Annotated in this window: 17 protein-coding genes; 10 read left to right on the top strand and 7 right to left on the bottom strand. The window is 62.5% G+C overall.

Going from position 1 to position 21,666, the window contains the following annotated elements; genetic code table 11:
* Window positions 1-4 precede the first annotated feature (4 nt).
* Window positions 5-514 (bottom strand): GNAT family N-acetyltransferase, encoded by a 510-nt coding sequence (locus tag RF641_RS00955; protein WP_181728166.1) that lies wholly within the window; start codon window positions 512-514, stop codon window positions 5-7.
* A 404-nt stretch (window positions 515-918) separates the two neighbouring features.
* Here RF641_RS00955 and RF641_RS00950 point away from each other — a divergent pair, with 404 nt between their 5' ends.
* From RF641_RS00950 to RF641_RS00940, 3 genes are all read left to right on the top strand, one after another.
* Window positions 919-2,565, top strand: coding sequence for an MFS transporter (locus tag RF641_RS00950; RefSeq protein WP_424572199.1), 1,647 nt, complete (start codon window positions 919-921; stop codon window positions 2,563-2,565).
* A gap of 429 nt (window positions 2,566-2,994) precedes the next feature.
* Window positions 2,995-4,536 (top strand): AAA family ATPase, encoded by a 1,542-nt coding sequence (locus RF641_RS00945; RefSeq protein ID WP_424572198.1) that lies wholly within the window; start codon window positions 2,995-2,997, stop codon window positions 4,534-4,536.
* Window positions 4,533-5,183, top strand: a complete 651-nt coding sequence (locus tag RF641_RS00940; RefSeq protein WP_424572197.1) for an HNH endonuclease — start codon at window positions 4,533-4,535, stop codon at window positions 5,181-5,183. Before RF641_RS00945 ends, RF641_RS00940 begins: the two co-directional genes overlap by 4 nt.
* Before the next feature lie 177 nt (window positions 5,184-5,360).
* Here RF641_RS00940 and RF641_RS00935 read toward each other — a convergent pair whose 3' ends face one another.
* The 5 genes from RF641_RS00935 to RF641_RS00915 are packed head-to-tail and all read right to left on the bottom strand — an operon-like array spanning window position 5,361 to window position 11,142.
* Window positions 5,361-6,506: a cysteine desulfurase family protein gene (locus tag RF641_RS00935; RefSeq protein ID WP_424572196.1), complete on the bottom strand. Its 1,146-nt coding sequence runs from the start codon at window positions 6,504-6,506 to the stop codon at window positions 5,361-5,363.
* Window positions 6,503-7,369, bottom strand: a complete 867-nt coding sequence (gene nadC, locus RF641_RS00930; protein WP_424572195.1) for a carboxylating nicotinate-nucleotide diphosphorylase — start codon at window positions 7,367-7,369, stop codon at window positions 6,503-6,505. The genes RF641_RS00935 and nadC overlap by 4 nt, the downstream gene beginning before the upstream one ends.
* The gene (locus RF641_RS00925) at window positions 7,366-9,045 is read right to left on the bottom strand and encodes an L-aspartate oxidase (protein ID WP_424572194.1); all 1,680 of its coding nucleotides are present in this window, start codon (window positions 9,043-9,045) and stop codon (window positions 7,366-7,368) included. The genes nadC and RF641_RS00925 overlap by 4 nt, the downstream gene beginning before the upstream one ends.
* Window positions 9,042-10,343, bottom strand: a complete 1,302-nt coding sequence (gene nadA, locus RF641_RS00920) for a quinolinate synthase NadA (protein WP_424572193.1) — start codon at window positions 10,341-10,343, stop codon at window positions 9,042-9,044. Before nadA ends, RF641_RS00925 begins: the two co-directional genes overlap by 4 nt.
* A 58-nt stretch (window positions 10,344-10,401) precedes the next feature.
* A complete protein-coding gene (locus RF641_RS00915) occupies window positions 10,402-11,142 on the bottom strand; it encodes an NUDIX hydrolase (protein WP_113607870.1) in 741 nt (246 codons plus the stop codon).
* Window positions 11,143-11,322: 180 nt separating this feature from the next.
* On the opposite strand from RF641_RS00915, the gene RF641_RS00910 reads away from it, so the two are divergent.
* The 3 genes from RF641_RS00910 to RF641_RS00900 all read left to right on the top strand — a co-directional run bounded on the left by RF641_RS00910 (window position 11,323) and on the right by RF641_RS00900 (window position 13,099).
* Window positions 11,323-12,027, top strand: coding sequence for an alpha/beta fold hydrolase (locus RF641_RS00910; RefSeq protein ID WP_181728167.1), 705 nt, complete (start codon window positions 11,323-11,325; stop codon window positions 12,025-12,027).
* A gap of 131 nt (window positions 12,028-12,158) precedes the next feature.
* Entirely contained in the window at window positions 12,159-12,842 is a 684-nt protein-coding gene (locus tag RF641_RS00905; RefSeq protein WP_424572192.1) for a hypothetical protein, read from the top strand.
* The gene (locus RF641_RS00900) at window positions 12,842-13,099 is read left to right on the top strand and encodes a hypothetical protein (protein ID WP_424572191.1); all 258 of its coding nucleotides are present in this window, start codon (window positions 12,842-12,844) and stop codon (window positions 13,097-13,099) included. Before RF641_RS00905 ends, RF641_RS00900 begins: the two co-directional genes overlap by 1 nt.
* Window positions 13,100-13,120: 21 nt before the next feature.
* Here RF641_RS00900 and RF641_RS00895 read toward each other — a convergent pair whose 3' ends face one another.
* Window positions 13,121-13,900 carry a helix-turn-helix transcriptional regulator gene (locus tag RF641_RS00895; RefSeq protein WP_047118803.1) on the bottom strand — a complete coding sequence of 260 codons (780 nt, stop codon included), beginning with the start codon at window positions 13,898-13,900 and terminating at the stop codon, window positions 13,121-13,123.
* Between the two features lie 84 nt (window positions 13,901-13,984).
* On the opposite strand from RF641_RS00895, the gene ilvD reads away from it, so the two are divergent.
* The 4 genes from ilvD to RF641_RS00875 all read left to right on the top strand — a co-directional run bounded on the left by ilvD (window position 13,985) and on the right by RF641_RS00875 (window position 21,641).
* Window positions 13,985-15,913, top strand: a complete 1,929-nt coding sequence (gene ilvD / locus RF641_RS00890; RefSeq protein ID WP_120990344.1) for a dihydroxy-acid dehydratase — start codon at window positions 13,985-13,987, stop codon at window positions 15,911-15,913.
* Between the two features lie 826 nt (window positions 15,914-16,739).
* Window positions 16,740-18,323 (top strand): DUF222 domain-containing protein, encoded by a 1,584-nt coding sequence (locus RF641_RS00885; protein ID WP_424572190.1) that lies wholly within the window; start codon window positions 16,740-16,742, stop codon window positions 18,321-18,323.
* A 1,156-nt stretch (window positions 18,324-19,479) separates the two neighbouring features.
* Window positions 19,480-20,982 carry a fumarylacetoacetate hydrolase family protein gene (locus RF641_RS00880; protein WP_424572189.1) on the top strand — a complete coding sequence of 501 codons (1,503 nt, stop codon included), beginning with the start codon at window positions 19,480-19,482 and terminating at the stop codon, window positions 20,980-20,982.
* On the top strand, window positions 20,982-21,641 hold the full coding sequence (locus RF641_RS00875) for a GntR family transcriptional regulator (RefSeq protein WP_047118798.1): 660 nt from the start codon (window positions 20,982-20,984) through the stop codon (window positions 21,639-21,641). Before RF641_RS00880 ends, RF641_RS00875 begins: the two co-directional genes overlap by 1 nt.
* The last annotated feature ends 25 nt before the right edge of the window (window positions 21,642-21,666 follow it).

Below are 21,666 nucleotides of genomic sequence, written 5' to 3'. Positions count from 1 at the left end.
GGCCCTAGCAGCCGAAGGGGCTGGCGTACCGGTAGTCGCCGCGCGGCAGGGCGCTCTCGTCGAACACGCGCACCATGAAGTGCTCGCCCCAGGTCGGGTCGCTGGGGATGATGCCGCGCCCGGACGCCGGTTCGTAGCCGAAGCGGTGGTAGTAGCCCGGCGAGCCGAGCAGCACGATGCCGCTGAGCTGCGCGTTCTCCGCGGCGTCGTGGATCTGCTGCATCAGGATCGAGCCGACACCGCGGTGCTGGTACTCCGGAGCCACGGCCAGCGGGCCCAGGCCCAGCATCTGCTGCCCGTCGACCCTTCCCCAGGTGGCGATGACATGGCCGATCACCACGGCGTCGTCGAGCGCGACGATGGAAAAGCGCGCATCGTAGCCCTCGCAGTCGAAGAGCTGCTGCAGCAGCCCGACTTCTTCGGGCTCGACCATCGGATCGATTCCGGCAAAAGCCGCATGCGTCACCGCATAGACTGCGGCCCGGTCATCGAAGCCCTCTGGACGAATCTGCATGATCGCCAACCTACCAAATCAGCATCGCCTTGGTAAATCGAATCTTGCTACTGCCCGGCCTGTTCCCCCTGCTCCTTCCGCGCCCGTCCGGCCCGGATTCCTGCAGGCCACGCGGCACATCAGCTGACCGCGGGCCCTTGAACGCGGCGGCCGGAAGGTGCCATGAGGCGTTCACCATCAGCGCATCATCCGGAGGTTGACCATGTCCGTGCATCGCACCGCGCGGCGCGCTGCGTTGGTGCCGGGCCGCAGCGCTGGCTGCCACTCTGTAAGAGGACCCGAACGTTGTCCATATTCAACCATTTGGTGGATGAGCAGTTCGGTTTCCCGGATTACGATCATGAATTAAAGGCACACCGCACGGCAGCACGCCGGCGCACCAGCAACCACCAGAGGCCAGAGACGTGACGACAGACAAAACACGAAACACCGCACCCGGCACCGTCCCACGCTCCGCAGCGCACCCGTGGGCGGCGCTAGGCATCCTGGCCGCAGGCCTTGGACTGGTGGTGCTGGACGGCACCATCGTCGGCGTGGCGCTGCCGACCATCATCGCCGACATCCACCTGGACCTGGGCGACGCGCAATGGGTCAACAGCCTCTACGCGGTGGTGCTCGCGGCGCTGCTGCTGTCCACCGGTAGCCTGGCGGACCGCTGGGGCCGCAAGAAGATGTTCATCGCCGGCCTGCTGGTGTTCATGGGCGGTTCGCTGCTGGCCGCCAACGCCGACGCGGCCGGCTCGCTGATCTCCGCCCGCGCCCTGCAGGCGGTGGGCGCGGCGAGCATCATGCCTTCCACCCTGTCCACGGTGAACTCGCTGTTCCAGGGCAAGCAGCGCGCCGCCGCCTTCGGCGTATGGGGCGCGGTGATCTCCGGCGCCGCGGCCATCGGCCCGCTGGCCGGCGGCCTGCTCACCGAATACGCCTCCTGGCACTGGATCTTCCTGGTGAACCTGCCGCTGGGCGCCGTGCTGCTGGTGCTGGGACTGCTCTTCGTGCCCGAAACCAAGGGCGGAACCACCGGCCGCGGCGTGGACGTGGACGGGGCGCTGCTCAGCGCGCTGGGCATGGGCGCGCTGGTGTTCGCGATCATCGAAGGACCGGACGCCGGCTGGATCACCCCCACCAAGGAACTGAAAATCGGCTCGTTCACTTGGCCGGCCGATGCGGCGGTATCGTTGCCCGGCATCGCGCTGCTGGTCTCGGCCGCGGCCATCACGCTGTTCATCTTCTGGGAACGGCACCGCGCACGCAACGGCCGCGCCGCGCTGCTGGAACTGCGCTTGTTCGAGCACAAGACCTTCACCTGGGGCAACCTGACGGCCGCGAGCGTGGCCATCGGCGAATTCGCGCTGCTGTTCGTGCTGCCGCTGTTCCTGGTCAACGCCCTGGGGCTGAGCGTGCTGCATACAGGCTTCATCCTGGCCGCCATGGCGCTGGGCGCCTTCTTCTCCGGAGCTTCGGCCCGGCACCTGGCCGCGGTGCTCTCCCCGGCCGGCACCGTGCTGCTGGGCCTGGGACTGGAAACCGCCGGTGTGCTGGTGCTGGCCCTGGTGCTCAGCGCCGGGGTGTCGGTGTGGGCCGTGGCGGTCACCCTGGTGGTCTACGGGCTGGGCCTGGGACTTGCCTCCGCGCAGCTGACCGGCACGGTGCTGGCCGAGGTTCCGGTTCAGATTTCCGGCCAGGGCTCGGCCACGCAGAGCACCGTGCGCCAGATCGGCTCGGCGCTGGGCACCGCGATCTCCGGCGCCGTGCTCTCCGCGGCGCTGGCCATCACCCTGCCTTCGCGGCTGGATGAGGCCTCGGTCCCCGCCGCGCAGGCTTCCCAGCTGGCCGAGGCCACCCGGCAGAGCGCCGGCACCACCATCACCCAGCTGCGCGTCCAGCCTCCGGGCGGGCACGATGCGGCCTCGACCATCGACGCCTTGTCCGCCGGGTTCTCCGACGCCACCCGCCTGTCGATGCTGGCTGCGGCGTTCTTCCTGCTGCTCGGCGCCGTGGGCGCCTGGCGGCTGCTCTCCGCGCAGCGGGTGACAAACATGAGAGATTAAGCGTAGTAAGCCATTATGTGCCCGACATTAGTCAGAGGATGAGAATTAGTTCACCCGACGGTCAGCATGAAATAATTAATGAAAATCAATGGCAGAGTTTCAGCCACAGAGACCATGAAAGTTCCATTTCTGCATTTTCACGAAATTATTCACCATAAATAAAGCATTCTGGGTCTGACATTCTTGAACACCGCCCAAATGTAGATAGGTAAAGCAAAAGTCAATATCCACCGATAATATTTTGCGAAAAAAGTGTCAAGACCGTTAATATGCGACCTTTTTCGATTCAGCCGTGGCTATGGAGATCAAGACAAGAACTTCACTCAAGCTAAAAAGATCCTCCACACCATCGTTATCGATTCATGCGAATGCACCATTGGATTCGAGGCAAGCAGGGAGCCCCACAACTGGATGTATTACAATCTACCTATGGATCTCAACGTTGACCTCATACTCAAAAAGGCCCGGTTGGCATTGCGTGTACTTTATAATACCGGCATTCCTCACGATCACGCATCGCTAGTCAATCAAATAAGCTCAATGAAAGTTTCTACCGAAACTCCAAAAGATTCGATAAATAATACAGTAATGGGCCTGTCTCTCCTAGAGAAAGGAAACTTTATAACGTCTTCTGCGACAACAGGCGCTAAAACCTATGCCATCTCAAATTGGATTACACCCTTATTTTTGGATCGAATTGAAATCGATAAGAGCCTATTTATTTTTGATGGATTTGATGAATGGCTCGATGAAGCCCGACTATTGAATGAGATTAGCTCGCAAAGACACAATCTTACAACTGGAATCGCTCGATTAGAGGTTTCCAATTGGCGTCAATTCAACAAAGTGGACGTTATTCTTCACCCGCGCCTTACCATCATTACAGGGGAAAACGGTTCCGGTAAAACTAGTCTGTTAAGCCTCTTAGCTCCTCATTTTTCATGGAACCCAATCTTGGTTCAACGATCCACGGACGAAGGAAGCCGAGAATTCCTTCAAAGTATCGGAACGATTTCATATACCAACAGGGAAATAACCCCCGTGTACTGCGAAGTTTCGTCGGGCGTTTCTAATGCCAAGATCCGATACTCATCACGACAACAGGTACCTGGAATCTACATCAATTCTCATAGATCCGTAAGTTCCTATCAGACACTTAATTCCTTGCCCTCGAAGTTTTCCGAGTGGGACGTATTACAAGAAGAGTTCCTAAACGAAATACAAGTAAGGTACACTGGCAACCATTCAAGATTCTCACCACTATATCGCATGAAAGAGGCTCTCATTTCTGCGGCAATGTACGGTGAAGGAAATAGAGCAATACGCCCCAATCATGCCGCAAGAATACTTTGGGATGGTTATCAAGAAATACTTCGACTCCTACTACCAAAGTCACTCCAATTTGATCGGTTCGAGATTGAAGATGCGGAATTGATTCTTGTCACCAAAACTTCAGAATTTCCATTGGAAGCAATCTCTGGCGGCATAAGCGCGATCCTAGAATTATCTTGGCAAATATTCCTTAGACAACGAGACCAAGAGTCATTCACCGTTTGCATTGATGAACCCGAAAACCATCTTCATCCGGAACTTCAACGGACGATAATTCCTTCTTTTCTCAAAGCTTTCCCAAACGTCAGTTTTATCGTTGCTACGCACAGCCCCTTGGTAGTTACTTCAACGGAAAATTCATTGGTTTATGCACTAAGTCCTGACCAAACTGGTCGAATATCTTCTCGCAAAGTTTCTAATGTCAACACATCTGCAACACCAGACGAAACCCTTACTTCAGTTCTCGGACTAGACACAACACTCCCCGTGTGGGTTGAATCGAAGCTTTCAGACATTCTTACGAAAATTTCATTGACTCCTTCTGCTAGTGATCTGAGAGAATTGCAATCAGAATTGCGCAGAATTGGACTTGGAAAGCAGTTCCCAGCAGCAATTAATTCGATTACGGAGAAGCGTTGATTCGTTTATCAAAGGGGCTTAAGCCAGTTTGGATTTCAGTCAATCAAGAATCTAAGACCCTTGAATATGAAAATGCGGCAAGGGGTTGCGAACCTTCCCCTTGGCGTGAAAGCACTATTTTGGAAGCATTAAGGAGAGAAACGAATAGCAAATGCATGTACTGCGAAGGAATAATTGACGACGTTTCCTATGCCGAAGTCGAACATATTCAACCTAAAGGATTATTCAAAAACTTAGTCCTCGAATGGGACAATCTTGGGCTGGTATGCAAAAGATGCAATGTCAGTAAAGGTGCATATTGGACCGATAATGCAAGCTTGCAACTTCTCAATCCTTACAAGGATATCCCAGAACTACATATAGAATTCCACGGTCCGATGATAACGGCTTGCGCTGACAGTACCCGTGGAAAGAATACACTTCGGCAATTGAAATTCCCAGAAAGAACTGATCTCCTGCTTTCTCGGGCAAGGGCCATAGAAAATATTAATCGAATTATTGAGCTTTGGGCACAAGCGGCTGATTTGGAAGTCAAAGAACTTTTGGCAGACGACGTTCACGTAGCGCTTTGCCACGACAAAGAGTACAGTGGAACGCTACGAGCTTTTGCTCGCTCCAAAGGATTCCCCCTGAGAGACCAATATTAATTGGAGTAAATTATCTCACCAGTCAAGAATGCAGAGTAGTGTTGTGAAAATAGGATCAAACCTTGATCAATTCTTACTTGAAAAGAAAAATGGCCTCTGAGTATTATTTACTAGTTTGCTTTATAGATTAATCTCGAAATTGAAGGCACAACTGTCTGTTTCGGGCCTCCTATCTATTTATCCCTTGAGCAGCCCGCCCACCGCGGCGATGACCGCGTTGGCCACCTGGCTCAGCTCGTTCTCCTTGATGCCGCGCCCGAAGGACAGCCGCACCGCGGTGTGCGCCAGCTGCTCCTGGTACCCCATGGCGGTGAGCACCGGCGAGGGATCGGTGGATCCCGCCGCGCAGGCGGATCCGGAGGAGCACAGCACCCCCTTGCGCTCCAGTTCGATCAGCACGGTCTCCCCCGCGGTCTTCGGGAATACGAAGGACACGATGCCGCCGATGCGCTGGCTCTCGCTGCCGGTCAGCCGCAGGCTGCCGGGGTGCTTGGCGTCCAGCCCGCGGGTGATCTTCTCGATGAGGTAGCGCCCGTAGCCCTCGCCCAGCCCCTGCTCGCGCTGGGCGGCGCAGGCCTGCAGAGCCACCGCGATGCCGGCGGCGGCCGCCGGGTTCTCGGTGCCCGAACGCAGGCCGGACTGCTGCCCGCCGCCGTGCAGCAGCGGCACGAAGCGGTGCTTCGAGGACAGGTACAGCGCCCCGCTGCCCTTCAGCGCACCGATCTTGTGCCCGGAGATGCTCAGCGCGTCCACCGCGGCGGCCAGCGGCGCCAAGTCCAGCCAGCCGGCGGCCTGCACCGCGTCGGTGTGCATCAGCGCCCCGGCCGCTCGGGCCAGGGCGGCGACCTCCGCCACCGGCTGGATGGTGCCGACCTCGTTGTTCACCGCCATCACCGAGACCACGGCGACGTCGTCGTCGATCAGCTGCGCCGCATGCGCCAAGTCCACCAGCCCGTCGGCGTCCACGTCGATCAGCCGCAGCGTGAAGCCGTGGAAGTCCGCCAGGTAGCGGCAGGCTTCCAGCACCGCTGGGTGCTCGACGGCGCTGGCCACGACCACGCGTCCGCGCGGGTTGCCCAGCGCGCCGCCGATCACCGCGGTGTTCGCGCCCTCGGTGCCGCCGGAGGTGAAGTAGATTTCCTCCTCGTGCACCCCCAGCTGCGCGGCGACCTGGGCCCGGGCCCAGTTGGCGGCGCGGCGGGCCTGGTGCCCGGCCTCATGGTGCGAGGCGGGGTTGCCGAAGTCGCGGGTGAGCAGCGGGGAGACGGTGTCCAGCACCTCCTGGCGCGGCGGGGCGGTGGCGGCGGCGTCCATGTAGATCATGCGACCACCATATCCAGTCCCAGGTCGATCGCCGCCACCGAGTGGGTGATCGCGCCCGAGGAGATGATGTCCACCCCCGCCTCGGCCACCGCGGCGACGGTGCCGGCGTTGATGTTGCCGCTGGCCTCCACGATCGCGCGGCCGGCGATCAGCTCGATGGCCGCCGGGATGTCGGCGGGGTCGAAGTTGTCCAGCATGACCACGTCCACCCCGGCGGCCAGCACCGCCGGCAGCTGGTCGATGGAGTCCACCTCCACCTCCATGGTCGTGGTGTGCCCCAGCCGGGAGCGCACCGAGGCCAGCGCCTCGGTCAGCGCCTGCGGGGTGCTGAACAGGGCCAGGTGGTTGTCCTTGGCCATGAACGCGTCGGAGAGGTTGTCGCGGTGGTTCACCCCGCCGCCGCAGCGCACCGCGTAGCGTTCCAGCGCGCGCAGCCCCGGGGTGGTCTTGCGGGTGTCCGCGATGCGCGCTGTGGTGTGCGCGACCAGGTCCACCAGTTGCCCGGTGGCGGTGGCGATGGCGCTCATGCGCTGCAGCAGGTTCAGCCCCACGCGCTCGGCGGTGAGGATGGAGGCCGCCGGGCCGCTGACCTCGATCAGCGTATCCCCCGCCGCGAAGGTGCGCCCCTCGGCGACCAGCTGGGTGGTGGCGATGCCCGGGTCCACCGCGTGCATGGCGCGGGTGAACACCGTGCCGCCGGCCAGGATTCCGGGCTGGCGGGCGCGCACCCGGCAGGTGGCGACCGCCCCCGCCGGCACGATGGTGTCGGCGGTCAGGTCCCCGCGGGGGTTGTCCTCTTCCAGCGCGAAATTGATGATGCGGTCGATCACGCGCAGCGGGACGGGATGGATGGGTGCGTTCACGCGGTGTGTTCCTTGCTGCTTGGGCTTGAAGTGGTCAGGGGTGGAGAAAGCTGTTCGGCGGTTTGTTCGGCGGTTTGCTCGGCACAATTCAGCTGCCAGCCGTAGCGGATGGCAGGCTGCGATAGCCCGGGCGCCGAGTCCAGCCGATGGTGGGCGCCGAGCGATCCTCCGCGCGCCAGCGCGCCGGCCGCGGTGAAGCGGGCGGCAAGCCACAGGTTCTCCAGCTCCTGCTGCGCGCGAGGGGACTCTGCCACCGGGGCGGAGGCCGCCAGCAGCTCGGCGAAGCGCTGAAGCTGCTTGCCGGTGCGGTACACGCCGATGGCCTCGCTGGCCTCGCGCTGCAGGGTGTCCAGGTCCAGCGGGGCCTCGGCCGCGCCGAGCGCGGACAGCGCCGTCGGCAGCTGGGCGACGGTCATCCCGTCAAGCCCATCGAGGTCCGCGCAGCCCCCGGGATCGTCGGAAAGCATGGCCTGCACCGCGGTGCGGGCGAACACCATCGCCTCCAGCAGCGAGTTGCTGGCAAGCCGGTTGGCGCCGTGCACCGTGGTGTTGGCGCATTCGCCGGCCGCGTAGAGCCCGGGCACGGTGGTGCGCGCGCTGGTGTCCGTGGTGATCCCGCCCATGGCGTAGTGCTGGGCCGGGACCACCGGGACCAGGTCCGCGGCCAGATCAAGCCCGCAGGCCGCCAGCCGTGCGGTGATCGAGGGGAAGCGCCGGGCGGTGAAGCCCGCGCCGCGTTGCGCGTCCAGGCCGCGGGCGTCCAGGTACACCCGGCGCCCGGCCAGCAGCTGGCGGTGGATGCCGCGGGCCACCACGTCGCGCGGGGCCAGCTCGGCATCGGGGTGCTCGGCGGGCATGAAGCGCTCGCCGGTGCCGGTGACCAGCACCGCGCCCTCCCCGCGCACCGCCTCGGAGACCATGCCGGCCTCCGGGTAGGCCGCCGGGTCGACCAGCGTGGGGTGGAACTGCACGAATTCCGCGTCGGCGATCACCGCGCCGGCCCGGGCCGCCAGCCCGATCCCGTCCGCGGTGGCCCCTGCCGGGTTGGTGGTCGCGGCGTACAGCCGGCCCAGTCCCCCGGTGGCCAGCAAGACCGCGTCGGCCTCGATCCGGTGCGACGTGCCGTGCTGCAGGACCTCGACCCCGGCCACCGCACCGCGCTCGTCGAGCACCAAGGACGTGGCCAGCGCATGCTCGCGCACCGTCAGCTCGCCGGCGTCGCGGGCGCGCAGCACCGCGGCGGACAGGGCCGCAACGAGCCCCGCCCCGGTGGCGTCCCCGGCGATGTGCAGGATGCGGTGGGCGCTGTGCGCTGCCTCCAGGCCCAGCTGGTAGCCGCCCTCTGCGGTGCGGTCGAACGCGACCGCGTGGCCTTCCAGCGCATCAACCAGCTCGGCGGCCGAGGCGCACATGAAGTCCACCGAGGTTTCCCCGCAGTGCCCGGCGCCGGCGGCCCGCGTGTCAGCCGCGTGCGCGGCCACCGAGTCCCCGGCGGCGATGGACTGCGCGGTGACGGCGCTCAGCCCGCCCTGGGCCAGCTCGCTGTTCGAGTCGCCCAGCCGGTCCTTGGTCAGCAGCACCGGATGCGCCCCGGCGGCCGCCGCCTGCAGGGCGGCGCTCAGCCCGGCGACCCCGGAGCCGATGACCACCGGGCGCTTGGCCCCTGCGCCGCTCATGGCCGGGCGGCCAGCATGCGTTCCAGGGCGATTTTCGCGTCGCCCTGCTGCTCGGCGGGCACGGTGATCCGGTTGACCACGCGCCCGGCGACCAGCTCCTCCAGCACCCAGGCCAGGTAGCCGGGGTGGATGCGGTACATCGTCGAGCACGGGCAGATCACCGGGTCGAGGCAGAAGATGGTGTGCTGCGGGTACTCGGCGGCCAGCCGGTTGACCATGTTGATCTCGGTGCCGATCGCGAACACCGTGGGCTCGGTCGCGTCGGCGATCGCGCGGCGGATGTAGTCGGTGCTGCCTGCCTCGTCGGCCGCGTCCACGACCTCCATCGGGCATTCGGGGTGCACGATCACGCGCACGCCGGGGTACTCCTCGCGCGCCTTCGCGATCTGGCCCGGGTTGAAGCGCTTGTGCACCGAGCAGAAGCCGTGCCACAAGATGACCTTGGCATCGCGCAGGGTCGCCGCCTCGTTGCCGCCCAGCGCCTTGCGCGGGGTCCACATGGGCATCTGCTCCAGCGGCACGCCCATGGCCTTGGCGGTGTTGCGGCCAAGGTGCTGGTCGGGGAAGAACAGCACGCGCCGGCCGCGCTCGAACGCCCATTCAAGCACCGTGGCGGCATTCGAGCTGGTGCACACCAGCCCGCCGTTGCGGCCCACGAACGCCTTCAGCTCGGCCGAGCAGTTCATGTAGGTGACCGGGATGACCGGCAGGCGCCCGTCGTCCTGCTCGTCCTTGTACAGTTCGGTCAGCTCGTCCCAGCACTGCTGGACGCTCGGCCCGTCGGCCATGTCCGCCATGGAGCAGCCCGCGGCGAGGTTCGGCAGGATGACCGCCTGGTCCTCGCGCGAGAGGATGTCTGCGGTCTCCGCCATGAAGTGCACACCGCAGAAGACGATCGCCTCCGCCGTCTCGCGGGTCAGCGCCGCGTTGGCCAGCTGGAAGGAGTCGCCGACGAAGTCCGCGTACTTCACCACCTCATCGCGCTGGTAGAAGTGGCCCAGGATCACCGCGCGCTCGCCCAGGGTTTCCTTGGCCGCCAGGATGCGCGCGTCCAGCTCCTGATCGCTGGCCGCCAGATACTCCTGCGGGATGCTGCCCTGCACCGGGTGGCCGGCAGGCACCTCGTCCGTTTCCGAGGCGCCAGGGCCGTAGCCGCCGGGGGTGTCCCAGGGGTTGGACTTCAAATCGTCCGAGCAGGTGGAGCCCGGGGCCAGCAGGTTCAGCCGCGCGATGTTCTGCGCGACCGAGGCGTTGTGCTGGGCCGAAGCCGCGTCGGTGAAGATGGTGTTGGTGCTCATGGTGCTCCCCCTTCAGGGATTCAACGGTCTAGTTGAAAAAGTGTGGTGAAGTTGCTTCTCAGCCCTGCGGCGGCTCGACCTGCAGGGGGTCGACCTGCAGCGGATCGGGCCCGTGCCCGACGTAGCGGTAGAGCCGCGGCGGGCGGTGCTTGCCGCCGGCCTGGTATTCGTCGGTCGCCTCGATGCTGGCGGTCGAGTTCAGCGTGCGCCGGAAGTTCGCCGGATCCAGTCGGCGACCGAGGATCGCCTCGTACACCCCGCGCAGCGCCGCGAGGGTGAAGCGCTCGCCGAGCAGCCGGTGCGCGATCTGCCCGTATTCGGTTTTGTTGCGCAGCCTCCACAGCGCGTAGTCCACGATCTGGCGGTGGTCGAAGGCCATCCGCGCGATCTGCGGATCATCGATGTCGAACCAGGCAACGTTCTCGTCCCGCACCGTCGCACCCACCTGGTCCACGTGCATCAGCGCGAAGTAGGCGATGGTCACCAGCCGGTGCGTGGGCGAGCGGTCGATGTCCCCGAAGGTGTAAAGCTGCTCCAGGTAGTTCGGACGCAGCCCGGTGGTCTCGGCCAGCGTGCGCCCGGCCGCCTGGCCCAGCGACTCGCGCGCCCCCACCGGACCGCCGGGCAGCGCCCACAATCCCGCGTGCGGCTGGCGGATGCGGCGCACCAGCGGCAGGCACAGCTTGTCCGGCCCGCCCTCGACGCCCTCGCGGATGCCGAGGATCACCGTGGACACCGCCAGCGTCGGCGGCATGTTCCGCCGTTCGTCGACGTTTGCCCAGCTTGGTACCGATGTCATCAGGTGTGATGCCCCGTTTCAGGTTTTCCAGCAGTTTCCGCGGTCCGGACCGCGTTAGAGTCATTCTGACATTAACTATCTCGTCGCGCTAGCGCAAGACGATGTTTACCTGTTTTGTGGCCTATGATCGGTAGCATGACCCTTGATCTGAATCTCCGCGTCATTCGCACAAACTCCGAGGTGAGCGGACCATCCGTACTGCTCATCCACGGCTTCGCCTCATCCGGCGAATCGAATTGGGAACGGGCCCGGTGGACGAATTATTTCACCGACCATGGCCGCAACGTCCTGCTTGTCGACCTTCCCGGCCACGGCACCGACCCGCACCGCAACGAAGGCAGCTGGGCTCCGAGCCAGATCCGCCAGGCGCTGGCAGCCATCGTGATTGATCTGGACGAAGGTCCAGTCGACGTGCTGGGCTACTCGCTGGGCTCGCGCCTCGCATGGGAATTCGCCGCCTGGAACCCGGATCTGGTCGAGCACCTGGTCATGGGCGGCCCGGGCGCCAACGACATGCTCGCCGGCTTCGAGATCGAACAGGCCCGCAAGTTCCTTGCCAGCGGCGAGGAGATCAACGACGACCTCACCGCGTCCATCATGCAGATTGTCGCCGCCGAGCCGTCCAACGATGCCGAAGCGCTGTTCAAGCTGATCGAGGGCATCAAGACCGAGCCTTTCGAACCCGAAAGCAAGATCCCCTCCACCCCCACCTTGCTGGTCGCCGGCGACCTCGATGACCTGGCCACCACGATGCCGCAGCTGCGCCGCCTGCTCAAGAACGCCGGCACCCGCAACGAGGTGCTCTGGCTGGCCGGACGCAACCATGCGAACGCCGTCACGAGCCGGGAATTCAAGGAAAAGACCTTGGAGTTCTTGGGCGCCTAACCCACGTCGAAGCGCTGGCACCTTGACCGCGGACCTCACGACCTGTCGAGCGAGGTCCGCGGCCAAAAGGGTTCTCCACATCTCGAAGCGCGATTCACCGTTGATCCGCTGGTCACGACTATCGTCGCCATATGGACTTCTTCAGCTGGCTGCAGGAATTCTTCAATTCCGTTTGGATTTGGATGACACCAGGCATTTCGGCCTTGGCTTCCTGGGGCCCCATTTTGCCGGCCTTGGTTGGATTTATCGCAGCCTTGGCCGCACTCCGGATATTCAAGCTCCGCACAAGGGTCGACCATGCGGGTCAGTGGCGGAAGCGCGTCCAATACGGAATCGAACTGGCAAAAAGTGATTCCACCACGGATCAGGCATTGGGTTCCCTGATACTAGGAACTCTTGACGGCCCCCAAAAACCATGGGTGTTCAAGAATCCTCGCTATTCGAATAACCGCAATGGCCCGTCGGCCCAACCTGAGCCGCCATTGACAGCGAAGCCAGTCGAGCCGCATTCATCGTTGCCTGACGAATCAAGCAGTGTGCTGGGACGCCTCAGGGCACTTCGCCATTTCAAGAAATCACATCGTGATGGCTGGTTCGTATCGCAAAGTGAGGCCGCCATGCTGGGAGCTATGTCCCGGATCATTTCGGATGACATCTCAGGGCCAGGGAAGTCTACAACCTCGCCTGAAAATTCGAACGACAGCGCAACAGTCGATGCGCGCGAACCGGTCTGGGACGGCATACTCACCGGCTTACGTGACGTTCGGACGAAAGCTAGACTTAGGACAAGAGCATCTAGAAAACGGTGGAAATAATGGCCACACGACGAAATCGGAATGCTGAAATCATCGTCGAAGACGAAGTGTCCGCCCCAGATCTGCACGTCGAAAAACGCGGCGATGACGAATACATCATTGTCGATCCAGATGACAACGTGCACTCAAAAGTGCTCAGTTATCTGGCCATGTTCGCAGCCAGGCAGCACGCGAAAAATGCGGCGGCTTTCTCGCCGACCATCACGTTGAGCCCGAACATGAAGGCTCTGATCAAGTACCAAATTCCAGGCGAATAGTCCCACCTGTCACAGACAACGCTACAGCGGCGCGTAGAACAGCAGCGTCAAGTCCGAGGCTTCCGCCGGAATCAGGTTGTGCTGTTCGTAGCGGGTCAGCCCCTTGGCCGGGTGGTTGAACAGCCGCTCGCGGGTGCCGAAGCCGGCCACGTCGCGCTCCTTCCAGATCGCCGCGAATTCCGGCGAGGCCGCCGACACACGGGCGACGATGCCGCTCTCCCCCGCAGGGTTCAGCCAGCCGCGCGTCTCGGCGCGGAAGCTTCCCACGAACCCGCGGCTCTGCTCCGCCCAGTCGGGCAGCATCTGCCGCAGCGACGCATCGGTGAATACCAGCCAGAGCAGGTTCCGATCGCCCTCCTCCAGCATCTCAATCCGTGGGTACAGCTGCGCGTAGTGCTGGTTCCAGCCGATGATGCTCCAGTCCGCGGAGAGCAGGAACGCCGGGAACTCCAATGCATCCAGCAATCGCTGCAGCGCCGGGGTCATGCCCTCGGAGGCTGCCGGAATGGTGTCGCGGTGCCCGCCGAGCGAGAGCAGGTAGGTGGTTTCCACCGGGGTCAGCCGGTAGAGCCGGGCCAGCGAGTCGAGCACCTGGCGCGAGGGGTTGATGTCTCGGGCCTGCTCCAGCCACGTGTACCAGGTGACGCTGATGCCGGCCAGCGTGGCCACTTCCTCCCGGCGCAGCCCGCGCAGCCGGCTGCGGCCCACCGCCGGCAGGCCGTGCGCGGCGCGGTCCGCCCGGGCCCGTCGGTCCTTGAGGAAACCGGCGAGCTCCTCCCTGCGGCGCTGACTAGCGTTCATCGGTGCCCCGTCGTCGTCTGGTAGTAGTACTACTAGTATTATCACCGTCTGGGTCTGCGGCAAAACCTGTGATGTGATTATGCAATGACCACACTTCGTTCCCACACCGTCACCCATGGCCGCAACATGGCAGGCGCCCGCGCCCTGTTCCGCGCGGCTGGAGTCAACGGCGCAGATCTGGGCCGTAAGCCCATCATCGCCGTGGCCAACAGCTTCACCGAATTCGTTCCGGGCCACACCCACCTGCAGCCCGTGGGCCGCATCGTCTCCGAGGCGATCACCGCCGCCGGCGGCATCCCGCGCGAGTTCAACACCATCGCGGTGGACGACGGCATCGCCATGGGCCACGGCGGCATGCTGTACTCGCTGCCCAGCCGCGACCTGATCGCCGACTCGGTCGAATACATGGTCAACGCCCACTGCGCCGACGCGCTGATCTGCATCTCCAACTGCGACAAGATCACCCCGGGAATGCTGATGGCCGCGCTGCGCCTGAACATCCCGACCGTGTTCGTCTCCGGCGGCCCGATGGAATCCGGCCGCGCCACCCTGGTGGACGGCACCGTGCGCACCCTGGACCTGGTCGACGCCATCTCCGAGGCGGTGAACGAGAACGTCTCCGACGCGGACCTGCTGCGCATCGAGGAATCGGCCTGCCCGACCTGCGGCTCGTGCTCCGGCATGTTCACCGCGAACTCGATGAACTGCCTGACCGAGGCCATGGGCCTGTCGCTGCCGGGCAACGGCTCCACCCTGGCCACCCATACCGCCCGCAAGGACCTCTACGAGAACGCCGGCAAGCTGGTTGTCGAGATCTCCAACCGCTACTACGGCGAATCCGACGACTCGGTGCTGCCGCGCAGCATCGCCACCGAGCAGGCCTTCGGCAACGCCATGGCCTTGGACATCGCCATGGGCGGTTCCACCAACACCATCCTGCACCTGCTCGCCGCCGCCCACGAGGCCGGCGTCGAGTTCGGCCTGGACGAGATCGACGCGGTCTCCCGCCGCGTGCCGTGCCTGGCCAAGGTCGCGCCGAACGCGGCAGGCGCCGGCAAGATCTACTACATGGAGGACGTGCACCGCGCCGGCGGCATCCCCGCCATCCTCGGCGAGCTGCGCCGCGGCGGCCTGCTGGACGAGACCGTGCACACCGTGCACTCCAAGACCATGGGCGAATGGCTGGACGCCTGGGACATCCGCGGCGGTGCGGCCACCGAGGAATCCCTCGCCCTGTGGCACGCAGCCCCGGGCGGCGTGCGCTCCTCCACCGCGTTCTCCCAGTCCGCCCAGTGGGAGGACCTGGACACCGACGCAGCCGAAGGCTGCATCCGCTCGGTCGAGCACGCCTACTCCAAGGACGGCGGCCTGGCCGTGCTGCGCGGCAACATCGCCGTGGACGGCGCCGTGGTCAAGACCGCCGGCGTGGACCCTTCCATCTGGACCTTCACGGGCCCGGCTGTGGTCTGCGAGTCCCAGGACGAGGCAGTCGAGAAGATCCTGAACAAGCAGGTCAAGGCCGGCGACGTCGTTGTCATCCGCTACGAAGGCCCCAAGGGCGGCCCAGGCATGCAGGAAATGCTCTACCCGACCTCGTTCCTCAAGGGCCGCGGCCTGGGCAAGGAATGCGCGCTGATCACCGACGGCCGCTTCTCCGGCGGCACCTCGGGCCTGTCCATCGGCCACGTCTCCCCCGAGGCGGCCTCCGGCGGACTCATCGCACTGGTCGAGGACGGCGACTCGATCTCCATCGACATCCCGACCCGCGGCCTGACCTTGAACGTCTCCGACGACGTCCTGGCCGAGCGCCGCGAGCGCCTGCTGGCCACCACCGGCTACCGCCCGGCCAACCGCGAGCGCGTGGTCTCCCCTGCGCTGCGCGCCTACGCCGCTATGGCCTTGTCCGCGGACAAGGGCGCGGTGCGCGACGTCGACCGCGTGGAGCGCGCCCTGCGCGAGGCCGACGAGCGCGCTGCTGCAGCAGAACGTACGGCAGCAACCGCACAGGCCTAACCCGTACTGACAGCCGCGAAGGGCTCGGAGCATTCAGATCGAATGCTCCGAGCCCTTCGCGCATTTGCGGGCCCGTTAGCTCGGCTGCATGATGCCGACAGGCCCAGAAACGACAAATGACTTGGGACTCATCCATTGTGAGTCCCAGGCCTGTCGAGATACTTTCCCACCCCCAAGTGAGCATGCATCCAACAAGACAAAATCTCTCCGCGCACCCCCAAGTGCAATTCCTGAACTGCGCCATCCCCATGGCATGAGTTCGTTGTGCGGCTGATTTCGTCTTTCACCAGTTAAGAGTGCTTCACTGCCGCTTCGTGACGCGGTTTTCTAAAAATAACTCTTTCCTTGGGAATGATTCCGCACCACTGTCCGATAAAAATGCATGTCAGAACTCTTTTGCGGATAGGAGAGTCTTTCGAAATTCCACCAAGAATAACTCTCGCAGGATTCAGTCCTTGACGAATTTTTGAGCTTCATCGTTCTGGCATTCCTCCAGAAAGACGTCGAGCGAAGCCACCTGAATGCTTCCCACCGAGGCCTACGGTTCCATGGTCACCCCATGGCAGTGGTTCACGGATTCAGATAACTTCGCCCGACATGAGTTAAGAGCGGATTCGGCCAAGATCGTGACGGGGATGTCGAAATACAATCGGAAGCTTCTCTTCGGAGGCATCCAGTCACGATTAGGCCCTTGGCTGTTCCAGGGCGAAGACCGACGCCACCACCATGATTTTGAATCGAACCTGATCCCTATCGATCAGGAATGAGATATCCCGAAGTCGTAGATACTTACCCATACTGTCGGAAGACGGAGGACAATTAAGTTATGGGTATCAGAGATATTTTCGAGAATGACGACGACTCCCACCGCCTCCCGATTGAAGCACCGGGGCTGAGGGACACCGTCCAAACGACAGGTACATGGGGCGCGGCTATTCAGCGTCAGAAGTACTTCACCGGTCCCCTGGAAGTGCTGACCGAACTCAATAAGCAGATGCCTGCCCAAGACCTGGCCGTCGGGCTAGACCAACTGGCCATGCTTAGCAGGCTCCGCAGCATGCTGGATGCTAGCGAGGCAGTCCTCATGGCGGACACCTACGAACTCTTCGCGCGAGGTGTCGCTCTCCAATCCAACGGCGACAACCGCATTCAAGCAGAGGACGAACCTACCCCTGAACAACTTACGGAAATGGGTGTCTCCGCCGACGACATTCTGGCGAACTTGTCTGCAGGCTACTATCGCGTCACCCCACATGACCAAGAAATAGCACGCTCCTCGTTTGTTGCCGAAGCATCCATCGCCATGAGAGATACAGACAATCACATTTCCAATAAACTCACCATGGCTGAAGGTTTGCGGCATCTATGCCTTGAAACCTTGAATGCGTTGAGCGCCGGTGAAATTACAACTCAGACCGCGCGCGAGATCATCAAAAATGCTCAGGACCTCGAAACTGAAGACGTGCACCGCATGGAAGAACTCCTGCTGCCATTTGCCAAACACGCCAGCGATTCGGCCGTCCGGCAACGGGCACGCCGGCTTCACGAAAAGATGCACCCGAAGCCAATCGACGAACGCCACAAAGATGCAAAAGAAACCCGGGATCTGCGTTGGTGGATGGAGAAAGACGGTATGGCGGTCGCGCAACTTCGCGGCCCAGCGGAAGATATCATTTCAGTGGTAAACACCGTCGAACATCATGTCGTTTCAAACGTCGATCCCGAAGATCCCCGAACACGCGGTCAATTAAGATACGACACACTGAGGGACGCCTTGCTGGACGGTTGGCCGGAGGGCGGCGGCAGTACGCTGAAAACCAAGGTGGCCGTAACGATTCCGGCTGTCGAGATGCTGGCAGATCCTCGAAAGGCCTTGGCAGACCTCGAAGGATACGGTCCAATCCCGATTGGAACGGCTTTGAAGCTGGCGGCGGATGCCCCGTCGATGCTTCGATTGCTGACTGACCCGTGGAGCGGCGCCGTTATCGACGTCGACCGCAAGAAGTACCGCCCACCGCAAGCTCTTCGAGACCTGCTTAGATTCCGGGATACGCAGTGCCAGTTCCCGGGATGCAACCGCTTGCCAGAGCGATCCGAAGTTGAACACATCGATGACTGGGCCAAAGGCGGCGGAACCAACCGCACCAACACCAAGCTTTGCTGCAAACGACATCAGATGTTCAAGCACGCTTTGGGCTGGAACTACACTTACCTCCCCGATGGCTCAGTCATGTGGCGCACTCCTCATGGGCAGACATGCATCGAAATTCCAGGATCAGTGACGAGCGTTCAGAACTTCGATTTCAACGCAGATCGCACCCCGCAACGTCTCGACATCGAGCTCACAGACCGCGTAAGGAAAGTTCTGGGGTACGAATTCGAAGAACCGCCTGAAGTAGACGCGAACTAGCTCTTGCGAGTTTCCAAAACAGGATTGTTGCCCCGTTCCACAGCCTCACATCGTCGAGCCTACGTATGGATTCAAGGCAGAAAACAACATGTCAATTGACATGTTCGTGTGCTTTGAATTCGGTTCAGCGCCGCGAGTAGTTGCCATCCTCGCATGAACGAATTATTGATTCAATGGACGGCGGCAGTTCGCCTACGGTTTCTGCATTTTCTCTGATCGAGCAAAAGCGACCTGCTAAATGAACAAAAATTCTGTTCATTTCCACCGCGTTATTAGTTGTCGCCGACTCTAGTCATTTGCCGCAACCCTGCAGGGGTTCACCAATATCAGGTTGGACAACTCGCCGCTTTAAGAGCACGGCACACCATCCACCCACATCCCCCGCCGGCACTGTTGTGAACAATTATTCTGTTCACTTTCCGCCATCACGCGCTCTGGATTTGAATTATCGTCATGTTCGGGTCGCATGGATTCCTGAAAGATAGGTCCGGAGTGCTGAGATCCAGAAGTAAGTAGGTGCACCGCGTAAATCCAACTCCCTGGCAACAGCGGATTGCAGCATGAGCATTATTTTTGTTCATCGGCAGGACGGGGCTCTCGGATCGCCAATTGCCGGACGTTCCCCAGAGCGTCTCGAATGCACGGCGAACCGGCAGCTCGGGCGCTGGCTTTCCCCACCCGCCCTGCGCATCGCCTGTTTCAGGTGCTACGAGGGATACCTGATATTCGGGCGTCGTGCCGGTCAGCGAAGCGCTCCTACAGGAACTGAACACATTTTCTGTTCATTTTTCACCGGCAGTTCGCTTGTGGTCCATGGCGACGTCTCCACGTATTCGATCCGCCACGCCACGATAAAAGCATCTTGGCAGGCACGGGCAAACTGAGATGAACACCGTGGAAATCGCACACAAACCGAGATATTTACCAGTGCCCAATCGACGTTTGGATCGTATGCCTCTAGCTCCTCGCGTTACGGCACCGCGAAGAATTAAATCACGTGTCGAAACCCGCGGAATCGCTGGAGTTGGGAGCCCTTGGTCCGGTCCCGGAAAACAATTGTGGATTGCCATCTTGACAGTCCCTGAGATTGGGAGCACACTGATCGTATACGATTTGATGTACGAGATCATGTACGACGAAAGTGGGCAATTCACCGATGAGCACTCAGATTCCGGTCACCGAGGAAACCTTCAGCCAGGCAGGAAAGGTTCTGGCCGTACACCTGAGCTACTCTTCGCGTGCAGCGCAGCGCGGTCGCACCCCGAAGTTCCCGAGCTACTTCATGAAGGCTTCCAGCTCCCTGGCTGCCACCAACGGCACCGTTGAGCGCCCGGCCGGCACCGAGCTGTTGGCTTTTGAAGGTGAGATCGCACTGATCATCGGCAAGGCAGCCCGCCGCGTCTCCGTCGAGGATGCCTGGAGCTACGTCGGCTCCATCACCGCATCGAACGACCTGGGCGTGCACGACATGAAGTACGCGGACAAGGGATCGAACATCCGCTCCAAGTCCGGCGACGGCTACACCCCGCTGGGTCCTATGGCACTTGACGCCGCTTCGGTCGACCCTGCCAAGCTGCGCGTGCAGACCTGGGTCAACGGCGTCATCGCCCAGGACGCAGACACCTCCGAGCTGCTGTTCTCCTTCGCGCAGATCGTTGCAGACCTGTCCCAGCAGATGACCCTGCTGCCGGGCGACATCATCCTGACCGGCACCCCTGCCGGGTCCACCGTCTTCTTCCCGGGCGACATCGTCGAGGTTGAGGTCACCGACCTCGTCTCCGGTGCCACCACCGGCAAGCTGAAGACCACCGCAGTGGAAGGCACCGCCACCTTCGCTGACTTTGGCAACCAGCCAAAGGTCACCGATAAGGACAAGGAAGACGCCTACGGCGACCGCGAGTCCGCCGGCCTGGCTCCGAAGCTGACCGGCAAGGATGTGCTGACCGACGCCATCCGCGAGCAGCTGGCCTCCGTCGCGACCGCAACCCTGTCCGGCACCATGCGCAAGCACGGCATGAACAACGTGAACATCGAGGTTTCCGGCGCCACCAAGGGCATGCAGCGCGTGATCGGCACCGCCGCCACCCTGCGCTACATCCCGAACCGCGAAGACCTGTTCAAGGCCCACGGCGGCGGCTACAACATGCAGAAGCAGGCCATCGACGCGGTCAAGGACGGCGAGATCCTGGTCATGGAGGCCCGCGGCGAGACCGGTTCGGCCACCTTGGGCGACATCCTGGCACTGCGTTCGCAGCAGCTCGGCGCCGCGGCCATCATCTCCGACGGCGGCGTGCGCGACCTGGATGCCGTGAGCAACCTGGATATCCCGGTCTTCCACAACGGGCCGCACCCGGCAGTCCTCGGCCGCAAGCATGTGGCCTGGGACCGCGATATCACCGTCGCCTGCGGCGGAGTCTCGGTCCAGCCGGGCGACGTGATCGTGGCCGATTCCGACGGCATCGTGGTGATCCCGCCGGCCATGGTCGAGCAGATCGCCGCCGAGGCGGCGGCCACCGAGGAGAACGACGAGTTCATCTTCGCCATGGTCAAGCGCGGCCACGGCATCGAGGGCCTGTTCCCGATGAACGCCGAGTGGAAGACCAAGTTCAATGCCTGGAAGGATGCAGGCAGCCCGGACCTGAACTCATGGGCGCTGTAATGACCGCTTCCAAGTCCGAGGCCGCCTACCAGCTGGTCTCCGAGCGCATCGTCAATGGCGCCTACTCCCCGGGCTACCGCCTGGTGCTGGGCACCATTGCCGACGAACTGGGCTGCTCCGTGGTCCCGGTGCGCGAGGCGATCCGCCGGCTGGAGGCCGAAGGGCTGGTGCACTTCACCCGCAACGTCGGGGCGACCGTCGCCCACGTGGATTCCACGCTCTACCTGCACACCATGCAGACGCTGATGATCATCGAACCGGCCGCCACCGCACTGGCAGCCGACGCGATGGACGCCGCGTGGCTGGCCGAAGCGCGCAAGCTGAACGATGCGATGCGCCAGTGCCTTGAGGACTTCGATCCGGTCGCGTTCACCCGCATGAACACCGAGTTCCACAAGCTGCTCTACGGCCAGTGCCCTAACCCGCACATCCTGGACCTGGTCCAGCGCGGCTGGCGCCGACTGGCGGCCATGCGGGCCAGCTCCTTCACGCACATCCCGTCACGGGCCAAGGCCAGTGTCCAGGAGCACGAGGCGTTGCTGGAGCTGATCGCGAACCACGCCACCCCGGCGCAGATCGAGACTGCATGCCGCGCGCACCGCGCGAACACGCTGAACGCGTACCTGGCTTCGGCCGGAATGCCGCCCAGCGCCATCTAGAAAACTTATCCCGCACCAATTTTTC

It is taken from the genome of Arthrobacter sp. 'calajunan' (assembly GCF_046940185.1).
Classification (GTDB): domain Bacteria; phylum Actinomycetota; class Actinomycetes; order Actinomycetales; family Micrococcaceae; genus Glutamicibacter; species Glutamicibacter soli.
The sequence above is the reverse complement of the archived record's forward strand: the minus strand, read 5'-3'. Positions and strand labels throughout refer to the sequence as shown.